Origin of the sequence: Acinetobacter sp. 251-1 (genome assembly GCF_030329305.1) — a bacterium.
Lineage (GTDB): Bacteria > Pseudomonadota > Gammaproteobacteria > Pseudomonadales > Moraxellaceae > Acinetobacter > Acinetobacter piscicola_A.
The window spans coordinates 33870-56928 of the sequence record NZ_JACANS010000017.1; the positions used below are offsets into that span (position 1 = coordinate 33870).

Below are 23059 nucleotides of genomic sequence, written 5' to 3' on the forward strand. Positions count from 1 at the left end.
GTTATACGTTTTGACCATAAAAAAACCACCTTTTGGTGGTTTTTTTATCACTTCAATTTAGCGTATTTTAAAAGGTATTTTATCTTCTTTTATGGTGACTTTAGCGCCTTTACACGCATTCGATGTCTTAGTGGTTCTTAATACATAATCTGCATCAGCCACTAGCTTTAATGTACTTTCAATATTCTCGCCAGTTTTACAATCTTCCTCACCTAGCTTTTCACTATAACGCCCTGGATAACTTGACGATTCAGCTGTCGCTACCACATAAGCTTTCCACCCATCAAAATAAACTAAGTCATCTCGACTAGATACTTCACCCTGACCAGAACTTGCAGAGGTCAATTGCACAAGTTGAATCGGCTGGGTTTTAGCTTGAGCATTATAGATTTTAAAGCTATTGGCTTGCCCGCCATATTCAAGAATTTGTGACTGCTTTAACTTTGGTCGAGTTAAAATATAACCACCCCAAAAGTTGCGTCCTGCATCTTCAAATTCTACACCAGACAAATAGGCGACTTCTCCTGATTTTAGTCGTACAGCCTGTGTCTTATTAATATCAATTGCATTTTTGGGTGTCGCATAAGAATCATCTAGATTCGTTATTGTTGAGATAATGTCTTTTGCTGTAAGCGCTGCTGCAAAGCCTGTAGAACATACAAACATGCCAACCATCAAACAAATACTTTTTTTCATCATAAGTTTGCTTTCTCTATTTCAAATCAATAGCACAATAGACTTTTTGCAAAAACCAAAATAATCACTGATGGATCGAAAGATTAATATTAAAAGTCCCTTCCCAATTTCAGTTTTATTAGCGCCCCCACTCCATCTTTTCCATATAAGGACGAACTTTTTTAATTCGTTGAATATTGGTCTTTTCAATTTCTGTAAGCTGATTTTCAACATTAGTGCTACATGGCATATACCAATCTGCTTCACTAAAAGCATTTGCTATTTCTTTATTGGCAAATGAATAACCATGACGTGCATAAATACTATTACGCATATAATCAAGCTCATCAGGTGGAAGTTGTAAATCAGCATCTTTAAGTAAACGATTTGAAGCCTCTGCAAATGAACCTTCATTTTTTGCATAACGACACTGTTGTGGTTTTAATTCAAAATATTTAGGTTTTACTTTAGCGGTTGTAGATTCCCAACTCGATTGTAATGTTTTAGGCTGATTTACATTGACTAAAAATATAAATGTACCACTACTTGCCTTAGGACCACTTTCAACCGCCGTGATTTTATAACCTTGTGAAGTTGCTTGAACTTTTCCTGAAAAATTCTGCTTATTTTTACCTAAAATGCTGTAGCCCTTGACCTGATTACCATCAATTGACTCAATAAACACTCCTATTTTTTGCCCATCATAAATACCTGACCAAGATGTTTTAAGCTGTTGTATATTCAATGCAAAACTTGATTGCATCGCAAATAAAGGCAAGCAAAACATAAATAATTGCTTTTTCATTGTTATACCTATGTATGTATTTATATAAATTTACACTATAATTTTAATGCAACTTTAAAATTTTTTAAGATTGAAAACGTAAAAATTTATCAAGATATTTAGCGACCATTTCACCGCTATTTTACTCGTATTAATCGTGCATAAATCATGCAGAATACAACCATGAAAAAAATACAATTCAACCAAGTCATCTTAATTTTTATACTGATGATTTATTTATATTTGGGTATACTCATGGTCAAAATTTGCCTACAGTATTTTCCTTGGCAAAATGACACTAATTTTCTAGCCTTAAAACAAGACGTCATTCACACGCAACCTTGGCGCTTTGCCTTCCAAGCTCATGTCATTGTCAGTTCATTAATTTTAATCGCTGGCTTCACTCAATTTTCGAGTCAAATTAGACAAAAACTCCCCAAAATCCATCGTTATAGTGGTTGGCTTTACATCATAAGTGTCTTAGCCTTTGCCTTACCTAGCGGCTTTATTATGGCATTTTCAGCCGCAGGAGGTTGGCAAACACAGCTATGCTTTATCCTCCTCAGTATTTTATGGGGAGTAACTACCTGTATTGCTCTGTATAAAATTTTTCAAAAACAATGGAAAGCTCACCGCAATTGGATGATTCGCAGTTTTGCCTTAGGACTTTCAGCCTTAAGTTTAAGAACTTGGAAAATCGCTTTATATCACCTACAACCCTATTTTGACTGGCTTACACCACTTCATATTTACCAACTTGAAGCATGGTTAGGTTGGACAGTTAATCTTTTGATTGCTGAAATCATTATTTTTAGATTAAACAAAAATAAAAGCCCTAAACTAAGTTAGGGCTAAAATTTTTTAAATAAATTATGATGCTGTATGGTAATGCTTCAAATCTAAATCTTTTAACTGGTTTTTTAACTCTTGCAATGACCATGGCCAAGCTGCAAAGTTACGACCATTTTGATCTAAATAATAAGACTTACAACCACCTGCATTAAATACAGTCGTTTTCAGATTTTTTTGCACTTTTAAATTATGATAACGCACAACATTTTTCTTAATTTCAAGACGTTTAATTTTCTGGTCACGCATTTTTAATAAGCCACTGATAATATAATCAAGTTGCGCTTCTGCAATACCAATGAAAGAGTCATACACTAAAATATTTGGACCCAAGACCAAGAATGCATTAGGCACTTTTTCAATACTTGTACCCAAATAAGCTTCCGGAGAACTGTCTTTCCACAACTCAGATAACAATACACCATCAGAGTTCCTTACACGCTGCCCAATAGGGGGATGAGAAACTTCAAAACCTGTTCCCCAAATAATCACATCAACTTCATGACGTTCACCATTGGCAGCAATCACCGTATTACCATCAATTTCAACTAAACCATGTGGAATTAAGTTCACATTATCTTGTTGTAAAGCAGGATAATAATTGTTAGCAAACAATAAACGCTTACAACCAATATCAAAGTTTGGAGTTACATCTTGACGTAATTTTTCATCTTGAATTTGTAATTTAAGCAATTGCTTACTTAAAAAATTAACAGGTTTTAAAATTTTTGGATGGCGTAAACCAAAATTAATACCATTCAAAATTTGTGCAATACTATTACGCCAAGTTTGTTGAATAACAGGGAAACGGCTCACAATACCCTTTGCGGTATCTCCTAATTCACGATCAGCTTTTGGTAAAACCCAAGGTGCAGTACGTTGAAATACAAATAGTTCTTTTGCTAATGGTTGTACTTGCGGAATAAATTGAATCGCTGATGCACCTGTACCAATCACAGCTACACGTTTACCTTTGAGATCATAATTATGATCCCAACGTGCAGAATGGAACATTTTACCTTTAAAGCCTTCAATGCCCTTCACTTTTGGCATAGATGGTTCAGTAATTGGACCTGTTGTAAAAATGACTGTTTTCGATTGAAACTTCCCTTTTGAAGTTTCTAAATTCCAAACCTGTTGCCCTTCATCCCATTGAGCACTCAGTAACTCATTACCAAATTCAATTTTCCCACCCAAATTATGCTTTTCTACAACCTCCTCTAAATAACTGAGAATTTCTGGTTGCTTCGCAAATAAATGACTCCATTTATGGCTTGGTGAAAAAGAAAATGAATACAATGCAGATGGCACATCACAGCCACAGCCTGGATAATTATTATCGCGCCAAGTTCCACCGACACGATCTGCTTTTTCTAGTACGATGTAATCGGTATAACCCGCCTGATTCATTTTATATGCAGCAGCAATACCTGAAATCCCAGCGCCCACTACGATCGTATCAAAGACACGTACTGGTTCAGATTTTTTAGGTGCAGTTGCTTTTTGTTCAACTGTTTTTGCTGATTTTTGTTCACTGCTTGGTGTTTTCTCAATCGCTTTTGCTGCAACTTTGGGCTCAGCTTGAGTGTCTACTTTCACTTCTGCTTTTACTACATCTTTCTCTACAGCTTTTTCTTGTAGTTCAACCTTTGCAACTGTGTGATCCGCTTTTACCACTTCAGGTTGTGTCACTTTTTTCACATCTTCAACGGTGGTCTGTTTCAACTTTTTCTCAGTCGTATTTTCTTCAGATAAAGTGTCTACTGATGTTTCTGTTGTCATTTTTCTTTACTCAAACTTTAGATTACTTAAAATATCGATTAAAAATTGGGTATCCAATACCCAGCATTTTTGCATATAAACTTGGGGATGCACGCTTCATGAGCCAGAAGAGTTTTGCATCTGGTTGGGGAATGGTATAAAGCTTGCCTGCATCAAGATTATCAAGTGTTTTCTGTGCCACTTTATCACTCGTTGTAAATGCATGATTGGTTAACAAATCATCTGCAACACCTGCATACTGTTTTGGCAAACGACCATTCTTCATAATATTGGTCGGCACCAATGTTGGACACAGCACATTAACACTGATTTTATCTTTACGTAGCTCAGCTGATAACGTTTCAGAAAGTGCTAACACACTTGATTTCGTTACGTTATATGCAGTCATTTCAGGTGCTGCTGTATAACCTGCTGCTGAAGCCACATTAATAATTGCACCATAACCTTGTTGTTTAAACTTAGGGACAAAATAGTGACAACCATAAATCACGCCCCAAAGATTAATATTGACACACCACTGCCAATCCTCAAGTGAAACCTCATCAAATTTGCCTCCCAACCCTACACCGGCATTGTTGATGACTAAAGTGACTGCATGATTCATTAACTTTTCAGCATTTTCAGACAATGCTTTAACTTGTGTCTGATCTGTCACATCACATTGCACAGCAAATGCTTGACCTGAAGTTTGGCTTGCAATTAAATGTACTGTTTCTTGTGCAGCATCCAGATTAATATCTGCACAAACAATCGTTCCACCGCGTTTTGCCAATTCCATAGCAAAACTACGTCCAATACCACTGCCTGCACCCGTCACGACAGCATAGGAGTTCTGTGATGGCTTTTTTGTTTTAAAGAAAATTCCCATATATTTTCTCCAATCCTTGATGAACTTAATTACGTAATGCAGGAATAAATTCTTTAACAAAATATGGTGCTAACACACCTGTTTCAGGGTTCAATAAAGTGTCTTTGTAATATTCTAAGAACTCGGTTGTATCATGGTCATTTGGATGAAAATCTGGGCGTAAGTAATCAAAAATATGTTTCACTGTACTACCATAAACACCATCTTTTAAACCAAAAATTAAACTAAAGCTGTGTGGAATATCTTTCCAATAACTCCAACTAATTAAATTAGACGGTTTACGATAAAAAGGCACAATGGTTGAAGCGACAGAAATTAATACCAAAATGGTAATTAATGCAGGGAAAAAACCTGCAATACGTAACCAATAATTATTTGATAATGTTTGGAAAACATCAAATGCAATATCTTTATGCTCAGATTCTTCTAACATATGCCACATCCAAATGGCACGTTGTTTTTCATCATGAGAACGGAAGAAAATTTCTTCATGGTTCATCATATACTCAGCTAAAACAGCAGTGAAATGTTCAATACCTGCCATTAAAGATAATTTCATAGGCTGAGGTAAACGATTAAAACCATAATCAAAAACTTTACTCGCTAAAAAACGAAAGAATTTTACAGGTAGATCAATTTCCATATATGCATCATTCATTTCCTCATGCATTTTAGAATGAATAGCTTCTTGACCAATTAATGAGGTAACACGCTGCTTCAGTAAAGGGTCTTGAATAAAGTCACGATGATAACGTGCAGTATCAATCACCAAATCTTCACCATAAGTCAAAAAGATTGATAATGAAGCAAAATATGCACTCGCTAACTCTGCATCCATAAAAAATTTTGGATCAAGTTTCTGCGGCTCAAAATCAAATTTCATATGACGAATTGGAATAATAGGTGTTTGTTTTTCCAAGTCAAATGGAGAACCTGTAAATACCTTTGAAAATATAGACTTAACCGGATTAGCGAATAACATGGCGATATACTCTTTTATTGGATTAATATAAGCACAGCTTTATGTGAAGCCTTGCTCATGTTTGGAGTAAAAACTCGATTTAATGCATGAAAAATTACGCTAAGATTTATCAAACGCTATTAGCATTTCAGGTCATTCAATTTGCATTTTGTGACTTTATTAAATTTTGTCAGACAATTTTTTTAGAAATAACACCTATTAACAAATTTTGACCTCTAAGGATATTTTTAAACTGAGAATGTGTGCTTATTTTTTTATTGATAACACGTCGTTAGCTTGATAATCCCTAGTATTTAATCTTTTTTTAATTTGAAATTATAAACTTTTAATATGACATCTTGATAAAAATATCGAGTTCTCCATTAAGTCTCGCTATAATTTCAAATGCGTTAAATCACAAGGTTTATACTGTGTTCGATTTTCATGAATGGCTATATAAAGCTTTAAAAATTGAATTATTTAAATGTCGTCATTTAACTGAAGGTGAAATCCGAATTAGCCGTTCTGTTTTTGGTGATCTGATTGATTACTCAAAAGTTTTAGTCATGAATCAGCCTTATCTCCCATGGCAACCTGTCGGAATTTTAATGGCGCCCAATGGCTGCATTCATATGAAAGATGCCGATTTTTGTCATGATTTTTCAAAAGAAAGTTTATCTAATCAAGCACTTTTCATCCATGAAATGGCTCATGTTTATCAATATCAGAATAAAGTCAATGTACTACTCAAAGGTGCTATTTTACAAATCGCACTATACGCAAGTTATGGTAAATACAACCCTTATCACTACACGTTAGAAGCCAATAAAAAGTACTGGGCGTACAATATTGAACAACAAGGTGATATTGCCAAGGATATTTTCTTAAAAAAAATACCCAATATTATTTTAAATTCAGCGATGTATATAAAATAGATAACTGCTTACTTTTTACAACCCAAATCCTGCTCTTGTTTACCTAGGATCCTCTTAAAAATAAATCCTCAAAATTCTTCATTTTTTCATTAAAAATCTGTTAAATTTAACAAGATGATAGATAAGTTTTTGACATTTTTTTTAAATCTCTAGCATCTGGCTTTATTTTCGTTAAAATAGCTTAAATCTGTAGTTTTTGCCATGCAAGAAATAAAGATTTTTATCATGAAAATCATTTTTTATTTTGCGCCTTTTGGCAGTGTTTGTGAATGTTAAATTACACACAGTTGAATAACTATATAGATATAAATCAACCTGTTGTGTTCTTACTACCCTATAGGAATAGGACAAAGTTTAAATGAAAAGTTTTAAAGTTGCTCTCGCGCAATTCTCTCCACACATTGGTAATATCGAAGCAAATGTTCAAAAAATGATTGAACAAGCCAATCAAGCAAAAAAACAAAATGCAAATATTATCGTTTTCCCAGAACTTGCCACTATTGGCTATCCTGCTGAAGACTTATTGCTTCGCCCAAGTGTGAACAAACGTACAGCTCAAGCTTTTGAACAATTACAATCAGTTAAAGATATTGTGATGGTTTTTGGCTTTGTAAATGCAACTGAAGATGGTCAACGTTACAACGCTGCTGCTGTGATGAAAGACGGACAAATTCTCGGCATTTATAATAAACAAAATCTTCCAAATTATAGCGTTTTTGATGAAAAACGTTATTTTAATGAAGGTCATCAACACCTTGTTTTTGAATACTTAGGTCATAAATTTGGTGTATTAATCTGTGAAGACGTATGGTCACTCAATACTGTACAGCAACTTTCGCAGTTAAATGTTGAAAGTGTTTTAGTTTTAAATGCTTCTCCTTATGAAGTCGGTAAACCACAGCACCGTATCGCAACCCTGCAAGAATTAGCAAAACAAATGAATATTCACTTGATTTATACCAATCAAGTGGGTGGTCAAGATGATTTAATCTTTGATGGTTCAAGCTTTGTTATTAACAACACAGGTAATGTTGCTTTACGTGCCGAAAGCTATAAAGAACAACTTTATATTGTTGATTATGAAGTTGAAAACAAAGCCTATAAAGCAGTAGAAACCACGCCTGCTTTAGACACGATGGCTGAAATCTATCAAGCCTTAGTCATGTCTACACGTGACTATGTCGAACGTTCAGGTTTCCCAGGTGTGATTTTAGGTCTTTCAGGTGGAATTGACTCTGCATTAACTTTAGCCATCGCGGTTGATGCCATTGGCGCTGACAAAGTACAAGCTGTAATGATGCCTTATACTTATACCTCACAAATCAGCGTAGAAGATGCTGCAGAGCAAGCGAAACGTATGGGCGTGACTTTTGGCATCGCGGAAATTCACCCGATCGTCAACAGCTTTATGCAAACACTTTATCCATTCTTTGGTAACTCACCTGCGGATGCGACTGAAGAAAATCTTCAAGCACGTGCTCGTGGCACATTACTCATGGGCTTGTCGAACAAATTTGGAAATTTAGTTCTTTCTACAGGAAATAAATCTGAATTGGCTGTGGGTTATTGCACACTTTATGGTGACATGGTCGGTGGTTTTGCAGTCCTCAAAGATGTTTATAAAACAATTGTGTTTGAACTTGCAAAATATCGTAATAGTTTGAGTGAAACTGCGGTGATTCCTGAACGTGTCATCACGCGCCCACCATCAGCAGAACTTCGTCCTGACCAAAAAGATCAAGACTCTTTACCTGCATACGACATTTTAGATGCCATTTTGTATGCCTATATTGAAGAAGATCAAAGTCAAGATGACATTATTGCCAAAGGTTTTGATAAAGACGTGGTTGAAAAAGTGATTAAACTCGTTGATCGCAATGAATACAAGCGCCGCCAAGGTGCAATTGGACCACGCATTAGCTCACGTGCTTTTAGTCGTGAACGCCGCTATCCAATTGTCAATGGCTGGAAAGCCGGGAACTAATCCTCATGCCCTCGTTAAAGCTTTCACCAAGTTTTAGCCAAGACTTTGCTCAAGCACTTTTGCTTGAGCAAGTCCATTTCATTAAACGAAAATTACGAGATCCTCAAGACCAAAGCTATCTCCAAAACTTTATTGAAAAAGTCTACAATCATGCTGACAAAATCTATTTAAAAGATGTCATTCAGTGTCAGTCTTTGCATGAAGTTGTACAAAAATATGCATTTGAACTTAATCTAGGTGCAGATATTTTAGAGTTCATCGGTTTTAGTGCGCAAAAAATTCACCAAACTGCAACCCTAAGTGCAGCTCAATTTAATGATTTTTTATCCGATGAACATTTTGAGCTTTGGCTATACAAAATTTTAGAATTACAACAATTACGCCAATATCTACAAGAAAATTTAAATGAAAATTCACAAATTAAACTCATCAGCTTGCAGCTTGCCAATCAGATTTTAGAAAGCAATACACCTTGGTTAGATTATTTCCGTAAACTCAATGTGCGTAATCAAAGCATCGGCGGCAAAGTATTAAATTACTTACAAGATCAACAACATTCCATTGAGCTTAAATTAGAGCAACAACTTGCTACAGCAATCCGCCATCAAATCGGCAATATTATTTTATTACCCAATGACGAATTAGCAGAAATAGCCTTACAGTTGTGGTCTGAAATTAAAACTAAAACCTTACAAGAAACATTTTCTCAGTTTGAAGCCATCGACTTAGAAGAATTTTTTATTTTGGCCTATGAAACATGGAAGCATTTACGTCAAATCCCCTACATGCAAAAGATTATTCTTCATATCGTGGATGCTTTTTATGAGTATTTTAGCGAATATTCATTACAAGCACTTTTACATGCGGTCAGTTTAAGTCAGGCAGATTTGTTCAAAGAAGCTCAACGTTTTGCCCCCTTCTGTCTAGCAGCATTAGATAAAAATGGGATGTTAGATGACATCATCAGTGCATTCATTGCACCATTTTATTTAGATGAAAACACGCAGAAATTCATTGAAAATTATATCAACCAATATCTTGATAAAAACTAATTTTCTTTGATTTTATTGATCTTTTTTTAATTTTTATGCGGCACAAAAAAAGAGACCATGCGGTGAGCATGGTCTATAAAAATGGTGGCTATGACGGGACTTGAACCTGTGACCCCCGCATTATGAGTGCGGTGCTCTAACCAACTGAGCTACATAGCCTTAAACTGTGTGCGCATTATGTAAATTTTTTAATGCATCGTCAAGCACTGCAATGCACTACCGCTCATAGTTTAAACAACCAAAAAACAAATGTTTAAAATTAATACATTTTTATTGTAATGATCAGGCAAAATAAATCCAATCAATTGAATTTAGGTTTTTGATGATGAAAATTAAAATACTGATGTTAGCACTATTGATGCCGATACTGCCCGCATGCCAACTCATTAGCCCTATTTTTGTCGATTATAACGGCGTGCGTATGGATGTTGCCCGTTGGATTAATCAACAACACTTGCTCAGCATGCAACAAAAAAGAAGCCTTGCACAACTGAGTAAGGCCCAACAAAAACTCGTTCACATTGAACAGATTCAAGAGAATCAAAAGCTCGACATTGCTAAAGAAAATAGCATTGCGCTACAGTGTGCCCAGCAACATCTCAACACACATAAAATTCAGCAATTACAACAACAGGTGTTTGATCAAAAAAACATGCAACGTATTTTAACCATCTATGATCAACAATTTCCCAAAATTAAACTTGATGCCAATAGCATTCAATGTGAATAATACCAATCTGTTAAATTAACTACATATGACTCAGCCACTTTTGCTTTTCTGCACCAATTGCTTTAAACAGGATCATGCTATCGTGAGGCGACAGGGATGTCGCCGTTAGACAAGGGTTACATGGATGTACCCTTTGTCTAACAAAGGATTTTTGTTACTTTTCATCCTGAGCAAGAACAAAGCACTACTTTGTTTGAAGCGCAAGAGTAAGGCATCGTCTACGCATAGAAATTTAAACTTTTCACTGTAGGATAAGGCAATGCAAACTTTAAATTTATATTAATTCACTTTTACTGAATGGTATAATTTTCTCTTCAAACGATGGGATGCAAATATTTTTTAGATTTACCTACCTTCGCTTATTTGCATCTTCTTCATTCCAAATGCTGAAAAACTTTTTCAATTCATATTTTTGATGAGCTTAGATTTTGCATCATAAAGATCATAAGGTAAAATTCCTCATAAGACGATTCCCAACCATAACAATACTGATTTAATACCTGAATTTTCTGTTCTGTTAATTTTTCAGCCAACTCATATAAAACAGGACCCAAATGGTGGCACAATATACCCGTTGTGCTTGTGTCATCGTTTTTCTCATCTTTTTTTATTTCATTTCGTATTTTATATAATGAATCATCAAACAATAAGATATTAGGTGAAAAAATCCACCTATCAAAAAATAACAGATAAAAAAACAACTTGCCCATGACCGTGCTATAGGACGTTATTGTGCATTACAGCAAATTTCTATGAAAAAGCTCAATCTGGTTGATCAACAATTTTTTGCTTTGCCTCAGCAGCAAAAAATCTCCATGATTTATATACGCTTCAAACACAGATGCAATTTCATCTAGAACAAGAAAACTACCAAAATAAATTTTAGTCAAGGAGCTGAGCAAGCAAAGCCATTCATCACACCCTAATTTCAATTCAATGTTAATGATGATTCAATGAAATGGTTATATTCACAAAAATGTACTGATCCATTAAGCTATCGCACAATTTCCATATATTCTAACAATTTTATTTTTAATTAAATTTAAAGGGATCTCGTTTGTCTTCTTCAGCTCAAGCATATATTGCAGGTTTTTGGCGCAGATTTTTCGCGTTTTTCATTGATAGCATTCTCGTTGGTATTTTCTGTTGGGTTATCGCAAGTGTTTCAGGTAATTTATTATTTAAATTCCCTATCGTCAGTATTTTTGTTGGTTATTTGATTGTCATTTTATATTTTGGTTTACTCAATAGCCATTTACATCAAGGGCAAACTTTTGCCAAACAATTACTTAAAATTCAAGTGACGCAAATCAATGGAGAATACTTAGCCGTCTTGCCATCATTGCTACGAGCTGCCATTTTATTTGCACCTACATGCTTGATGTCTATCAGCAATTATATGCCCCCAACTCTCGCATGGGGCTGTACAAGCCTACTTGCTATACTACAATGCCTGATTGTCTATTTTTATCTGTTTAATCGCCACAATCGCCGCTCAGTACATGATTTTATTGCACAAAGTGTTGTGGTTAACACCTCAGCTCAGCCAAATCAAACCGTCGCTAAAATGTGGAATAAACATCTCTATTTTGCAGGTGTCTTCGTCCTTGTCAGCTTCACTTATAGCATTTGGATGTTTATTCAGATGGGTGACTTCAGTGCTACTGAAAATCCTCAATTAAAAAGTATGCAACCAGAGATTATCTCGATTAAAGAAATTGGAGATCCAAACCCTGAATTTACATTGCGCATGTTTGAAATTCAGGTCAATGACCCAAAAACTTTGAATAATCCATTTTTTGCACAACAGTTTGTAGATAATTTACAACGTCTTCGACCTACAGCATTTGCTGCAAAGACCAATACAATGATTGTACTCATTTCAAAATTTCAATTTGGTTTAGCATCAAAAAGTCATTTCAATATGTATAGCGTTGACAAAAATGAGCAAGGACAGAACATTGCTGTTGAACAAATGTCGAGTTTGGATTTTTAAATCATAAAATTCAGATAAAAAAAGACCATGTTTTTGGAAACATGGTCTATAAAAATGGTGGCTATGACGGGACTTGAACCTGTGACCCCCGCATTATGAGTGCGGTGCTCTAACCAACTGAGCTACATAGCCTAAAACTGTGGGCGCATTATCTGTTGTTCTGATAAATACGTCAAGCACTAATTTTAAAAATTTGTTTGAAGTGAGCCGATAAGCCGGGTTCTGTCGTGAACGATCATTCCTCTAGGCGTACAATCACTCATACGCTCAAGCGACCTACCCGAATCCAGCACGGGCCGTGCCTCAGGATTCCTATTTGGTCTTGCTTCTGGTGGGGTTTACCTTGCCGTGAACTGTTACCAGACACGCGGTGCGCTCTTACCGCACCCTTTCACCCTTACCATCTCTCTTGGTTTCCCCGAAAGGAAATTGCAAAAATGGCGGTCTACTCTCTGCTGCACTTGCCGTCGGCTTTCGCCGCCCAGGCGTTACCTGGCACCCTGCCCTATGAAGCCCGGACTTTCCTCCCCTGCTTCAATCACGGAGATCTCCACAGCAGCGATCGTCTGGCTCACTTCAAGGGGCGCATGTTAACAAATTTTTGTGTTAATTGCTCGCACTTTTTTGAGCAATCAGTTTTTTATATTTGTCCATCAGTTGTTCTTCGCTTTCCACATGATCGGGATCGTTTGGAATACAGTCGACTGGACAAAATAATGCACACTGCGGCTGGTCGTGATGCCCCACACATTCTGTACACAAGTCAGGATTTATTTCATAGATGAGCTCACCCATAAAAATCGCCTCATTGGGACAAACAGGCTCACACACATCACAGTTGATGCATTCATCAGTAATAATTAAAGACACTCTACCAACCTTGTTGAATTTTGTGTGCAAAGGCATTGACCACACATTGTGGTACAAACTTATGCACATCACCTTTTAAACGTGCAATTTCCCGCACCATTGTCGATGAAATAAATGAAAATTGTTCAGATGGCGTCAAAAATACTGTTTCAAAATGATAATCAAGCTGGCGGTTCATATTTGCTAACTGAAACTCATATTCAAAATCTGAAACAGCTCTTAAACCACGCAGAACAGCAGTGGCTTTTTGCTCATTAAAGAAATTCACTAAAAGTCCATCAAATCCCACAAATTCAACATTGGGTAAATGACGTAATGATTCTTGTGCTAATGCCACACGCTCTTCTAGAGTAAATACAGGGTTTTTATGATGTCCTATTGCAATTGCGACCACAACCTCATCAAACATTCGTGAAGCACGGGCAACTAAGTCGACATGTCCATTGGTAATAGGATCAAATGTTCCAGGATAGATGACACGAGTTTTAGACATCCATTTTTACTCTAGTTGTTTATGTAGATGCATAGTTTAACAAAAACTTATTTTTAAGCGAACTATCTCAATGCAAATGAAAGCACTTCACCTACAGCCAAGTTTGAGGCAAAATAAGATTAATCTTGGAAATTTTGAATTATGTCTAAAAATATTGTAGTTAAAAAAAATAATGGTGGCACCATTGCACAGAATAAACGTGCTCGCCATGATTATTTTATTGAGGAAAAATTTGAAGCAGGTTTGGCTTTGCAAGGTTGGGAAGTCAAGTCTTTACGCGCAGGTCGCATGACCATTACAGAAAGTTATATTATTTTTAAAAATAATGAAGCGTTTTTGTTTGGCTCACAAATTCAACCCCTTTTGTCAGCATCTACGCATGTGGTACCTGAGGCAACACGTACACGTAAGTTATTGCTGTCTAGACGTGAAATTGAGAAACTGCAAGGTGCAGTGAATCAAAAGGGCTATTCTTGTGTGCCTTTAGCCTGTTATTGGAAAGGTCATTTAGTCAAAATCGAAATCGCTTTAGTGAAAGGTAAGCAACTTCACGATAAACGTGCCACTGAAAAAGACCGTGATTGGCAACGTGATAAAGCTCGCATCATGCATAAATAAAAGCGGTAAAAAAACCTCCAAATTGGAGGTTTTCTTATATCACTACTAGCAAAATTTTAGACTACCGTAGCAGTTTGGAGCAAAGTTTTGCGTGGCTAACTGTAAGTCTTTAAGTGGGAAATTAACTGTAGTATTAGGTAAATTAACATTACCTACAGTCAAATCGGCACCAAAAAGACAATTTAATACAGTACAGCTAGGAGGATTATTTGTAATATAATTACTAATTGGATTAACAACTTGCTTTAGGACATCATTGGTAATATCAATTTTTTTACTTGGATTTACACTTCCAATATCAATTGGATCTTCAATGGCTAACCACCATCCACGTTGAGCAGCAGCAGCAGCACCATTCCAAAAAATATCTTGCTTCTGCATAGAAAGTGAAAAAGGATTATTTAATTTAAGTTTATGAATGTAGCCTAAATTTTCATTAACCGTAATATTCGCTTTTAATCCTGTGATATTCCCCGTCACTCTCTTTTGTAAAGTAAGTAATCCAAAAGACTCAGTAATCGTTGCACCTAAATTCCCACCGAAATTAAGTTGATTAATATTTGCGTAACCATCAAGTTGTACACTAGATAATCTTTTACCAGATATTGTCGTACCATTGATAAAAATATCAGCTTTGGCTGAATCTAATGCTAAATTATAATCAGTTGAAGAAAAACCTAAGCGCATTGCACCAAAACAAAATATTACACAAATTTTTGCATCCACTTTACCATTAATGGACATCTGTGTATCACCATATGACATATTTCGTTCAGCCGTGTAACCTACACCCGTTGTATCTTGAATTTTCATATAACCACTGAGACTATTAATACCATTAGGTTTATCAGAATTTTCCTCACCAAGAGTTAACATCCCTAAGACTTTTTCTGCACTCAAACGAAAGCCCATGATTTCACGAGTAGAAGCTGAGTTTGGATTTTTAATCGCAAATTCAACAAAGGGATTGGTCATTTTTGCAGAAGAACTCACACGTCCTTCTCGTGTTTCGGCAATGCCTGATAAACTTAGATTATCAATATCAAGATCACAGCCACCTGCTCCATTGATACCACCACAGCCGAGTTGTAACTTTTTAATATTGGCATTTAATTCAAGTTCAGCTTCCATACCCAATTTATAAAAACCAATATTTTGTGATGCCATGGAAGAATTTGCTTTAGAAGGGTCTGTATAAGTCAAATTCATAAGTGCCTGACCTTGCACTTCAGAAAGTTCTGCATCAGAAAGAGGTTTGAAAGTAGTGTCATCTGCACAAGCTGAATCTATGGTCAACATAAGCAAAGCACCAGAGATGACCAATCTCATTTTAGTCATTACAAATACTCCAAATTTTTATTTTATTTATGGCGTGTAGATTCCATCAACACGTTGAAGCATTATGCATTAAAACTAAACAAATGAAAGTTAATAAGTTTACATAAATCATAAAATTTGTTTACTTTGCGGTATATTTCACATTTATTATTTTTTAACCGTTTGTTTAAATAAAAATTTACTTAATTATCTTCATTAACAATAAAGCAACATATTCACCAAACCAGATCGCTGTTTGCAAATCTCCTTTTGGGGGTGTGACATCTACAGGTGCATTATCAGATTGGGTCATTAAGCCCAAAAAACTCGACATACGGTTTAAATCTTCTGTGCCACGTCCTGTTGGCATCATCGGTAGACCTGTCCATAACATGCCATGTTGCATTGCAAATAGATTGATCTGTTGCAGGACGGCAAGTTTGTCACCACTAAGTCCGCCGCCATTGGTAAAACCTGCTGCAAGTTTGCCTTGCCATGCACGAGCCAACCAACGTTTAGAGGATTGTTCCATGAACAATTTTAAGCCTGAGGTGAGGTTGCCCATATAGGTTGGGCAACCAAAAATAATTCCATCTGCTTGATCTAATACGTCCCAATCAATATGTTCAATATTCATCAAATGAACAGCAACCTCTACTTTGGCTGCACCTTGTGCAATATGCTGTGCAACTTTTGCAGTGTGTCCATAGGGACTATGATAGACAATAGCAAGGGTTTTAGCGTTCAAAGACATATCAATAAAAACAAAGGGATTTACTCAAGTTTACATGAATTACTGCATAAAGACGAATGTCGCCATACGTCCAGTTTTGGCATTTCGGCGATAAGAGTAAAAGTCCTGATCTTGTAAATACGAGCATTGCTCGCCGCCCAGCACCTGTGTGACACCATTTAACTGGAGAATAAACCGTGCAATAGCATAGAGGTCGGCATAATATTTTCCGTCTTGCTCGCCATCTTTAAAGGCAACTGCAAGCTCTGGATATTTATCACAAAAGGCCGCTTTTACTTCTGCACCAATTTCAAAACATGGCTGACTGATTGCCGCACCTAACCACGCCCAAGTTGGTGGTGATAGCATCTCAGCAAGGGTATTTTCAATAATGCCACCTGCTAGTCCACGCCAACCTGCATGTAAGTTCGCAATCTCTGTACCCTCAGCATTGCCGAGTACTACAGGTAAACAATCCGCTGTCATCATCATCAAGGCATGGGCTTTTTGCTGTGTGACCAAGCCATCACCCACCAATGCTTCAAAAGGCATCTGTTGATTGATGGTGTGGCAAATCGTACTGTGAGTTTGCGTCATCCATGTGATTTTATCCACACCGAATTGCGCAAACTCATCCAATAAAGTCATACGATGCTTTTGCACACGTTTCGGGTCATCATTCACATGCAATGCCAAGTTAAATCCCACAAGCTCAGGCGTTGCCGAAGGCAAAGCGTTGTCATGCTGTATATGTGTCTGTCCAACACATACACCTTGAGGTAAACCTTGAATAAATTGCATGTGATTTTTCCTTTATCGGGTAATTAATAGGCTTTATTTTCAGTACGTAAAACTTCAACCAAAGTGGTGAAATCTGCTGGCCACGGCGCCTCAAACAACATCTCTTCTTTGGTTCTCGGATGAACTAAGCCTAATTTTGCCGCATGTAAAGCTTGACGTTTAAAGCCACGTAAAGTGTCTGTGAGTAGCTCAGATGCACCCGCAGGTACTTTAACACGACTCATATACACTGGGTCGCCCACCAAAGGAAAACCAATATAAGTGAAATGGACACGGATCTGATGGGTACGCCCTGTTTCCAATTGTGCTTGTACACGTGTGAAATGTTGAAAACGTTCTTTCACATTATAATGGGTCACTGCATCACGCCCACCTGGAAGGATCGCCATTTTTATACGATCAACAGGATGACGTTTAATTGGCTCATCAATGGTGCCACCTGCAATAATATTGCCATAGCAAATCAAGTCATAAATACGATAAACAGATTTTTTTGCCAGTTGTTTACTGAGCGCAAATTGTGCTTCTAAGTTTTTTGCAACCACCAATAAGCCACTGGTGTCTTTATCGATGCGATGCACTAAGCCTGCACGGGTCAGTTCGGCAGATTTTGGATAATGATAAAGCAAGGCATTGACCAAAGTTCCATTTGGATTGCCTGCACCTGGGTGAACAATCATGCCCACAGGCTTATTAATCACGATAATATCTTCGTCTTCGAAGACAATATCTAATGGAATATTTTCAGGTTGTGCAGAAGTTTGAGCCTCAAGCTCAACCTCTAAAGTGAGTAATTCATTGCCTTCGCATTTGTACTTTGGCTTAACAATGTTACCATTTACCAACAAATGACCATCCTTCAACCATTGCTTGAGTTTTTCGCGTGAAAATTCACTCCAAACGGTGGCTGCAACTTGGTCGATGCGTAGACCTAAATAACTTTCATCCAATTGAAATTGCAACGATAAACGTGTTGCAGTTAAGGCTGAAGTATGATTATCTGCATCCTCAGAATCTTCAAGTAAATTGAAATCATTTTCTGAGAAATTAGAATTAGAAGATTGTGCTGAAGTCATTTGCTCATTCGGACAAAAGTGGTTTAATAGTGCAATTGTAGCCTATTGCCCGTATAAACAGAGGAATTTTTATGTCGCTACCACGTTATAAAGTTACAATGCTTGCTTTATCTTTAAGCATCGCAACGGCATTTTTAGGCTGTAGCAGCAATCCAAGTAAAAAAGAAGTGGTTGATACTGGTCCTCAATCAAGCGAGCAAAGCTATTACAACAAAGCAATGAAAGCCTTAGACAAAGGTCAATATGGCGATGCTGAAAAGTCATTACAAGCGATTGATACCTATTACCCGACTGGACAATATGCGCAACAATCGCAATTAGAATTAATTTACACAAAATTTAAACAAAAAGATTATGAGGCAACCATTGCCCAAGCTGAGCGTTTTATTCGCTTAAATCCACAACATCCAAATGTAGATTATGCCTACTATGTACGTGGTGTCGCGAATATGGAAATGAACTATGACGGCATCATGCGTTATACCTCATTGAAACAATCGCATCGTGACATTAGTTATTTAAAAGTGGCATATCAAAATTTTGTCGATTTTATTCGCCGCTATCCAAGTAGCCAATATGCAGTAGATGCTGCACAACGTATGAAATTCATTGGTCAAGAATTGGCTGAAAGTGAAATGAATGCAGCACGTTTCAATATCAAACGTAAAGCATACTTAGCAGCCGTTGAACGTGCACAATGGGTGATTGAACATTATCCACAAACACCTCAAATTCCAGAAGCTTTAGCGACTATGGCATATGGCTATGACAAACTTGGGGATCAAGCCACTTCAAAACAATATATTGATATTTTGAAGTTAAATTATCCAAACTTAGTGAAGTCAAATGGCGAAGTAAATCTAAATGCTGCACGTAAAGACGGTAGTTTATTGAACCGTGCAACCTTAGGTATTTTTGGTCGTGGGGAAAAAACTACAGGTTCTGCCGAACAGAATGCTAAAAACATACAGCAAGACACTGCCGCAGAAGACAAACCAAGTTGGTTAAATCGCGCAACCTTTGGTTTGTTAGACCGTCCAGATCGTAAAACGTCAGGCGAATATGCCTCTGCAAATGAAAGCTTATACGATGGTCAGCGTACACAACCTGCCCAACCCCAACAATAAGTCAGCCGATCACAACAAAGGCAGAATTTTTATTCTGCCTTTTTTATGTGTAAGCAAATCCAATACACATATACGCTTTGCCAAATCTAAGCTAAACTTGTCGACCCACTTATTTTTTATTGCCGATTTGGCTTGTACTTATGGCTATTCCTCAGCATACGATTGATCAGATTTTAGATCGAACCGACATTGTCGATTTGATTGGTCAACGTGTGAAATTGAAAAAGACAGGTCGTACCTATTCAGGTTGCTGCCCTTTTCATCAGGAAAAATCACCCTCTTTCCATGTCTATCGTGACAAACAATATTTTCATTGTTTCGGTTGTCAAGCCAATGGGAATGCCATTCGTTTCTTAATGGACATTGACCATCGTAATTTTGTCGATGTCATGAAAGACCTTGCCAGTCAAACAGGTATCGAACTACCTAAAGACAACCAAGACAATAAAAAACTGTCATATAAGCGTGAAGCAGCAAAACCACAACCAAGTATTGAACATAAAACTTTAGATCAACCGAGTATCGTTCCGAGCACAGATAACACAATGCCTATGGATATTGATCCATTTGAGGCATTCAATCAGTCTCCTGACTTTGAAAACTTTGATCCAACACAGTTTGATCATTTTAGCGATGAACAAATTCCACAAGATGGAAATTTATATGATCTTTTGGAAAATATTGCCCAGTTTTATGAAAAACAACTCCCACATAGTAAAAGCGCACAACATTATTTTAAGCATCGTGGTTTAACCAAAACCACCATTCAGTATTGGCGTTTAGGCTATGCACCTGAAGATTGGCAACATTTAGAAAAAGCTTTTCCGCAAGATATTGAAGGCTTAAAACTGCTTGGTCTCATCCGTACCAGTGATAGTGGTCGTGACTTTGACTTGTTGCGTGACCGAGTGATTTTTCCAATCCGAGACTCCAAAGGTCGTGTGGTCGGATTTGGTGGTCGTGCACTGAATGACGAGATTAAACCCAAGTACATCAACTCACCTGACTCCGAAGTATTTCATAAAAATCAATTGCTCTATGGCTTATATGAAGGTCGTAAAGAGCGTGCACAAGATTGGCTGATGGTCGAAGGCTATATGGATGTCATCGCCTTACAGCAATATGGTATTTCGGGTGCAGTCGCAACACTTGGAACAGCAAGTAATGCTGACCATTTGGGCATTTTATTTAAACAAAATAATCAAATCACTATTGCTTTCGATGGTGATGCCGCAGGTCAAAAAGCCGCACGCCGAACACTAGAAATCGCGTTACCACTACTCAATGATGGGCGTGAACTCAAGTTTTTTGTTTTACCCAAAGAACATGATCCCGACTCTCTGATCCGTAAAGAAGGCATGGAGACTTTCCAACGCTTGTGGCAAAGTGCACCGCTGTTGTCTGATTTTTTGTTTGCGTTACTCAGTCAAAATTATGCCATTACCACACCCGAAGGTAAGAGTCAGGTGATGGCTGAACTCAATCAATTGGTTGAGTTACTGCCCAAGCAAGGCTCATATCGTTATTTATTACGTCAATTTTTCCGTGAAAAGTTAGGCTTTAATAAAAAATGGCAGCCACAAATCAGTTTAGATGCCTCTTTGTCTTTTAATATTCGCACCAAAGATGAAGACTTTGCTGTGGCAATTTTGATGCAACACCCCTTCTTATATATTCATTTTGAAGTGTTACGTGCATTTATTCAGTCCGATGAATTACTTGCCAAAGTACTTGCTGTATTCGACATTATTTTTGATGACCTACCTGATGATCAAGAACTCGCAACTTATTATATTTTAGGCGCTTGCAGTGCTTATCATTTAGAGTTGGCTGAAATTATGCAACGCACCAATATTCAAAACCTCATTGAAACACCTGAACTTGCTGACAAAGTTGCCGCTGAATACTCTCTTTCTTTGCAAGAAAAATATTTACGTCAGAAAATGAAAGCGCCTGCATCCTTAAGTGAATCTCGTAATCTACGTCAACAACTCAATGAATTGACCAAGAAAATTAGTTTAAAATTGGTGCATAGTTAAAAATAGAACTGATCCAAAATTTACTCATCATTCAGGCTTTCAATCATAAAAACCAACTTTATTTTTGAGTTAAGAATTCACTTTACGACCATTTGCGAAAATATCCTGAATATTTTCTTTCAACCAATCAAAATGCGAAGGATCTTCATCTTTGGCAGCATTGCGTAGCAAAATAGAGGTTGGATGCAACAATTTTTGTGTTAAACGATGATTAAAATCTTTTAACACTTGTTCAGCATTTTCACCTGACTGAATACGCTGTAAAGCATATGATAATTCAAGCCGACTCTGTTGCTCACCTTGCTGACGATATTGATGAATAGTTTCACCTGCTTTATTAATTTTTTGCTGTGTCACCAACTGCGTTACCAATTGGTTCACCATCACCTCTGCTTCAACAGCAGCCTGACGGCGATGGGCAAGATTTTCATCAATGACAGACTGTAAATCATCTACGCCATACAAATACACGCCATCTAAACTTTCGACTTTTGAATCAATATCACGAGGTACAGCCAAATCAACCATCAGCATTTGTTGATAACGACGTTTTTTCAAAGCCGCTTTGACATCAGCAAATGAAATCACCTGATATAAACTCCCCGTGCAACTTGAAATGACATCTGCACGGTATAAGTTTTCAGCAAGCTCACTAAATGGAATAATTTCCACTTCCACACGGTGGGCAATTTCTTGTGCCAATTTTTCAGCACGCTCACGCCCACGGTTACAAATCAAAATTTTAGCAACACCCATTTCTGCTAAATGTTTTGCAACCAAGCTGTTCATTTCACCCGCAGCAACCACCATGACAGTCAGTTTTTCTGGGCGGCTAAAGACTTGTAGTGCCAATTGTGCAACGGCATAGCCCATTGAAACTGCATGACTTCCTACAGCTGTTTCAGAACGTACACGTTTTGCTGCATAAAAGGCATATTCAAAAATTTGATTGAGTTGTTGCGAAACGGTGTCTGCATCTTTAGCCAAAGCCAAAGCCGTTTTCACTTGTCCTAGAATTTGTGGCTCACCCAACATCAATGAATCCAAACCGCTCGCGACCCGCATTAAGTGCGAAACAGCATCGCTATTCTCATAACGATATACATGATTTGACAATTGTTTTACATCAATACCATTTGTTTGAGCGAGCCACTCTAATACCATATCAGCATTTTCAGCCATGGCATAAACTTCAGTACGATTACAGGTCGAAACCACCACCATATCGTTCATTTCATGATGTTGGCACTGTTCTGCAAGCAAGGTGCTTAAGCGTTCAGGATTGAACGCAACTTTTTCACGAAGCTCTACAGAAGCAGTTTGATGGTTGACACCCAATGCAAAGAAAGACATATCAGATCATCATTTC

At 37.1% G+C, this 23059-nt stretch carries 21 protein-coding genes, 2 tRNA genes and 1 other RNA gene; 9 read left to right on the forward strand and 15 right to left on the reverse strand.

Annotation, left to right across the window (positions count from 1 at the left end; all coding sequences use genetic code 11):
* Positions 1–57 precede the first annotated feature (57 nt).
* Together HX129_RS14065 and HX129_RS14070 are read right to left on the reverse strand one after the other, a co-directional pair.
* Entirely contained in the window at positions 58–699 is a 642-nt protein-coding gene (locus HX129_RS14065; protein ID WP_130074643.1) for a hypothetical protein, read from the reverse strand.
* Between the two features lie 115 nt (positions 700–814).
* Positions 815–1480, reverse strand: a complete 666-nt coding sequence (locus HX129_RS14070; protein WP_286434946.1) for a YARHG domain-containing protein — start codon at positions 1478–1480, stop codon at positions 815–817.
* Between the two features lie 162 nt (positions 1481–1642).
* Between HX129_RS14070 and HX129_RS14075 the strand changes: the two genes are divergently transcribed.
* Positions 1643–2308, forward strand: a complete 666-nt coding sequence (locus HX129_RS14075; RefSeq protein WP_286434944.1) for a DUF2306 domain-containing protein — start codon at positions 1643–1645, stop codon at positions 2306–2308.
* A gap of 21 nt (positions 2309–2329) precedes the next feature.
* On the opposite strand, the gene HX129_RS14080 is transcribed toward HX129_RS14075, so the two are convergent.
* The 3 genes from HX129_RS14080 to HX129_RS14090 are packed head-to-tail and all read right to left on the reverse strand — an operon-like array spanning position 2330 to position 5940.
* The gene (locus HX129_RS14080) at positions 2330–4090 is read right to left on the reverse strand and encodes a flavin-containing monooxygenase (protein WP_286434943.1); all 1761 of its coding nucleotides are present in this window, start codon (positions 4088–4090) and stop codon (positions 2330–2332) included.
* A 22-nt stretch (positions 4091–4112) separates the two neighbouring features.
* Entirely contained in the window at positions 4113–4958 is an 846-nt protein-coding gene (locus HX129_RS14085) for an SDR family NAD(P)-dependent oxidoreductase (protein ID WP_130074640.1), read from the reverse strand.
* A gap of 25 nt (positions 4959–4983) precedes the next feature.
* Positions 4984–5940, reverse strand: coding sequence for a metal-dependent hydrolase (locus tag HX129_RS14090; protein ID WP_130074639.1), 957 nt, complete (start codon positions 5938–5940; stop codon positions 4984–4986).
* Between the two features lie 410 nt (positions 5941–6350).
* On the opposite strand from HX129_RS14090, the gene HX129_RS14095 reads away from it, so the two are divergent.
* The 3 genes from HX129_RS14095 (at position 6351) to HX129_RS14105 (ending at position 9890) form a co-directional block, all read left to right on the forward strand.
* Entirely contained in the window at positions 6351–6854 is a 504-nt protein-coding gene (locus HX129_RS14095) for a hypothetical protein (protein ID WP_286434941.1), read from the forward strand.
* 358 nt (positions 6855–7212) lie between these two features.
* Entirely contained in the window at positions 7213–8838 is a 1626-nt protein-coding gene (locus tag HX129_RS14100; RefSeq protein WP_130074637.1) for an NAD+ synthase, read from the forward strand.
* Positions 8839–8843: 5 nt separating this feature from the next.
* Positions 8844–9890, forward strand: coding sequence for a hypothetical protein (locus HX129_RS14105; RefSeq protein ID WP_286434940.1), 1047 nt, complete (start codon positions 8844–8846; stop codon positions 9888–9890).
* Between the two features lie 82 nt (positions 9891–9972).
* On the opposite strand, the gene HX129_RS14110 is transcribed toward HX129_RS14105, so the two are convergent.
* Positions 9973–10049 (reverse strand) — tRNA-Met (locus tag HX129_RS14110).
* 163 nt (positions 10050–10212) lie between these two features.
* Here HX129_RS14110 and HX129_RS14115 point away from each other — a divergent pair.
* Both HX129_RS14115 and HX129_RS14120 read left to right on the forward strand, forming a co-directional pair.
* Positions 10213–10620, forward strand: a complete 408-nt coding sequence (locus tag HX129_RS14115; RefSeq protein WP_174492180.1) for a hypothetical protein — start codon at positions 10213–10215, stop codon at positions 10618–10620.
* Positions 10621–11677: 1057 nt separating this feature from the next.
* Positions 11678–12616: an RDD family protein gene (locus HX129_RS14120; protein ID WP_286434939.1), complete on the forward strand. Its 939-nt coding sequence runs from the start codon at positions 11678–11680 to the stop codon at positions 12614–12616.
* Between the two features lie 55 nt (positions 12617–12671).
* Here HX129_RS14120 and HX129_RS14125 read toward each other — a convergent pair.
* From HX129_RS14125 to coaD, 4 genes are all read right to left on the reverse strand, one after another.
* A tRNA-Met gene (locus tag HX129_RS14125) sits at positions 12672–12748 on the reverse strand.
* A 63-nt stretch (positions 12749–12811) separates the two neighbouring features.
* Positions 12812–13194, reverse strand: an RNA gene (gene rnpB, locus HX129_RS14130) — RNase P RNA component class A.
* Between the two features lie 28 nt (positions 13195–13222).
* Entirely contained in the window at positions 13223–13486 is a 264-nt protein-coding gene (locus HX129_RS14135) for a YfhL family 4Fe-4S dicluster ferredoxin (RefSeq protein ID WP_174492178.1), read from the reverse strand.
* A gap of 1 nt (position 13487) precedes the next feature.
* On the reverse strand, positions 13488–13979 hold the full coding sequence (gene coaD, locus HX129_RS14140) for a pantetheine-phosphate adenylyltransferase (RefSeq protein ID WP_130074607.1): 492 nt from the start codon (positions 13977–13979) through the stop codon (positions 13488–13490).
* A 141-nt stretch (positions 13980–14120) separates the two neighbouring features.
* On the opposite strand from coaD, the gene smpB reads away from it, so the two are divergent.
* Entirely contained in the window at positions 14121–14597 is a 477-nt protein-coding gene (gene smpB, locus HX129_RS14145; protein ID WP_130074606.1) for an SsrA-binding protein SmpB, read from the forward strand.
* Positions 14598–14642: 45 nt separating this feature from the next.
* Here smpB and HX129_RS14150 read toward each other — a convergent pair whose 3' ends face one another.
* The 4 genes from HX129_RS14150 to rluD all read right to left on the reverse strand — a co-directional run bounded on the left by HX129_RS14150 (position 14643) and on the right by rluD (position 18524).
* The gene (locus HX129_RS14150; protein ID WP_286434974.1) at positions 14643–15896 is read right to left on the reverse strand and encodes a hypothetical protein; all 1254 of its coding nucleotides are present in this window, start codon (positions 15894–15896) and stop codon (positions 14643–14645) included.
* A gap of 217 nt (positions 15897–16113) precedes the next feature.
* Positions 16114–16668 carry a flavodoxin family protein gene (locus tag HX129_RS14155; RefSeq protein ID WP_286434938.1) on the reverse strand — a complete coding sequence of 185 codons (555 nt, stop codon included), beginning with the start codon at positions 16666–16668 and terminating at the stop codon, positions 16114–16116.
* A 39-nt stretch (positions 16669–16707) separates the two neighbouring features.
* Entirely contained in the window at positions 16708–17448 is a 741-nt protein-coding gene (gene pgeF, locus HX129_RS14160) for a peptidoglycan editing factor PgeF (RefSeq protein WP_286434937.1), read from the reverse strand.
* Positions 17449–17471: 23 nt separating this feature from the next.
* Positions 17472–18524: a 23S rRNA pseudouridine(1911/1915/1917) synthase RluD gene (gene rluD, locus HX129_RS14165; RefSeq protein ID WP_130074603.1), complete on the reverse strand. Its 1053-nt coding sequence runs from the start codon at positions 18522–18524 to the stop codon at positions 17472–17474.
* A 71-nt stretch (positions 18525–18595) separates the two neighbouring features.
* Here rluD and HX129_RS14170 point away from each other — a divergent pair, with 71 nt between their 5' ends.
* Together HX129_RS14170 and HX129_RS14175 are read left to right on the forward strand one after the other, a co-directional pair.
* On the forward strand, positions 18596–19651 hold the full coding sequence (locus tag HX129_RS14170) for an outer membrane protein assembly factor BamD (protein WP_286434936.1): 1056 nt from the start codon (positions 18596–18598) through the stop codon (positions 19649–19651).
* A 140-nt stretch (positions 19652–19791) separates the two neighbouring features.
* On the forward strand, positions 19792–21690 hold the full coding sequence (locus HX129_RS14175; RefSeq protein ID WP_286434934.1) for a DNA primase: 1899 nt from the start codon (positions 19792–19794) through the stop codon (positions 21688–21690).
* 69 nt (positions 21691–21759) lie between these two features.
* Here HX129_RS14175 and hemA read toward each other — a convergent pair whose 3' ends face one another.
* Positions 21760–23043 (reverse strand): glutamyl-tRNA reductase, encoded by a 1284-nt coding sequence (gene hemA / locus HX129_RS14180; RefSeq protein WP_286434933.1) that lies wholly within the window; start codon positions 23041–23043, stop codon positions 21760–21762.
* Between the last annotated feature and the right edge of the window lie 16 nt (positions 23044–23059).

Excerpts from the sequence above, each read along its gene's own strand:
- HX129_RS14065 (WP_130074643.1), bottom strand. The coding sequence starts at position 699 with ATGATGAAAAAAAGTATTTGTTTGATGGTTGGCATGTTTGTATGTTCT.
- HX129_RS14070 (WP_286434946.1), bottom strand. The coding sequence starts at position 1,480 with ATGAAAAAGCAATTATTTATGTTTTGCTTGCCTTTATTTGCGATGCAA.
- HX129_RS14075 (WP_286434944.1), top strand. The coding sequence starts at position 1,643 with ATGAAAAAAATACAATTCAACCAAGTCATCTTAATTTTTATACTGATG.
- HX129_RS14080 (WP_286434943.1), bottom strand. The coding sequence starts at position 4,090 with ATGACAACAGAAACATCAGTAGACACTTTATCTGAAGAAAATACGACT.
- HX129_RS14085 (WP_130074640.1), bottom strand. The coding sequence starts at position 4,958 with ATGGGAATTTTCTTTAAAACAAAAAAGCCATCACAGAACTCCTATGCT.
- HX129_RS14090 (WP_130074639.1), bottom strand. The coding sequence starts at position 5,940 with ATGTTATTCGCTAATCCGGTTAAGTCTATATTTTCAAAGGTATTTACA.
- HX129_RS14100 (WP_130074637.1), top strand. The coding sequence starts at position 7,213 with ATGAAAAGTTTTAAAGTTGCTCTCGCGCAATTCTCTCCACACATTGGT.
- HX129_RS14105 (WP_286434940.1), top strand. The coding sequence starts at position 8,844 with ATGCCCTCGTTAAAGCTTTCACCAAGTTTTAGCCAAGACTTTGCTCAA.
- HX129_RS14115 (WP_174492180.1), top strand. The coding sequence starts at position 10,213 with ATGATGAAAATTAAAATACTGATGTTAGCACTATTGATGCCGATACTG.
- coaD (WP_130074607.1), bottom strand. The coding sequence starts at position 13,979 with ATGTCTAAAACTCGTGTCATCTATCCTGGAACATTTGATCCTATTACC.
- smpB (WP_130074606.1), top strand. The coding sequence starts at position 14,121 with ATGTCTAAAAATATTGTAGTTAAAAAAAATAATGGTGGCACCATTGCA.
- HX129_RS14150 (WP_286434974.1), bottom strand. The coding sequence starts at position 15,896 with ATGTTGACCATAGATTCAGCTTGTGCAGATGACACTACTTTCAAACCT.
- HX129_RS14155 (WP_286434938.1), bottom strand. The coding sequence starts at position 16,668 with ATGTCTTTGAACGCTAAAACCCTTGCTATTGTCTATCATAGTCCCTAT.
- pgeF (WP_286434937.1), bottom strand. The coding sequence starts at position 17,448 with ATGCAATTTATTCAAGGTTTACCTCAAGGTGTATGTGTTGGACAGACA.
- rluD (WP_130074603.1), bottom strand. The coding sequence starts at position 18,524 with ATGACTTCAGCACAATCTTCTAATTCTAATTTCTCAGAAAATGATTTC.
- HX129_RS14170 (WP_286434936.1), top strand. The coding sequence starts at position 18,596 with ATGTCGCTACCACGTTATAAAGTTACAATGCTTGCTTTATCTTTAAGC.
- HX129_RS14175 (WP_286434934.1), top strand. The coding sequence starts at position 19,792 with ATGGCTATTCCTCAGCATACGATTGATCAGATTTTAGATCGAACCGAC.
- hemA (WP_286434933.1), bottom strand. The coding sequence starts at position 23,043 with ATGTCTTTCTTTGCATTGGGTGTCAACCATCAAACTGCTTCTGTAGAG.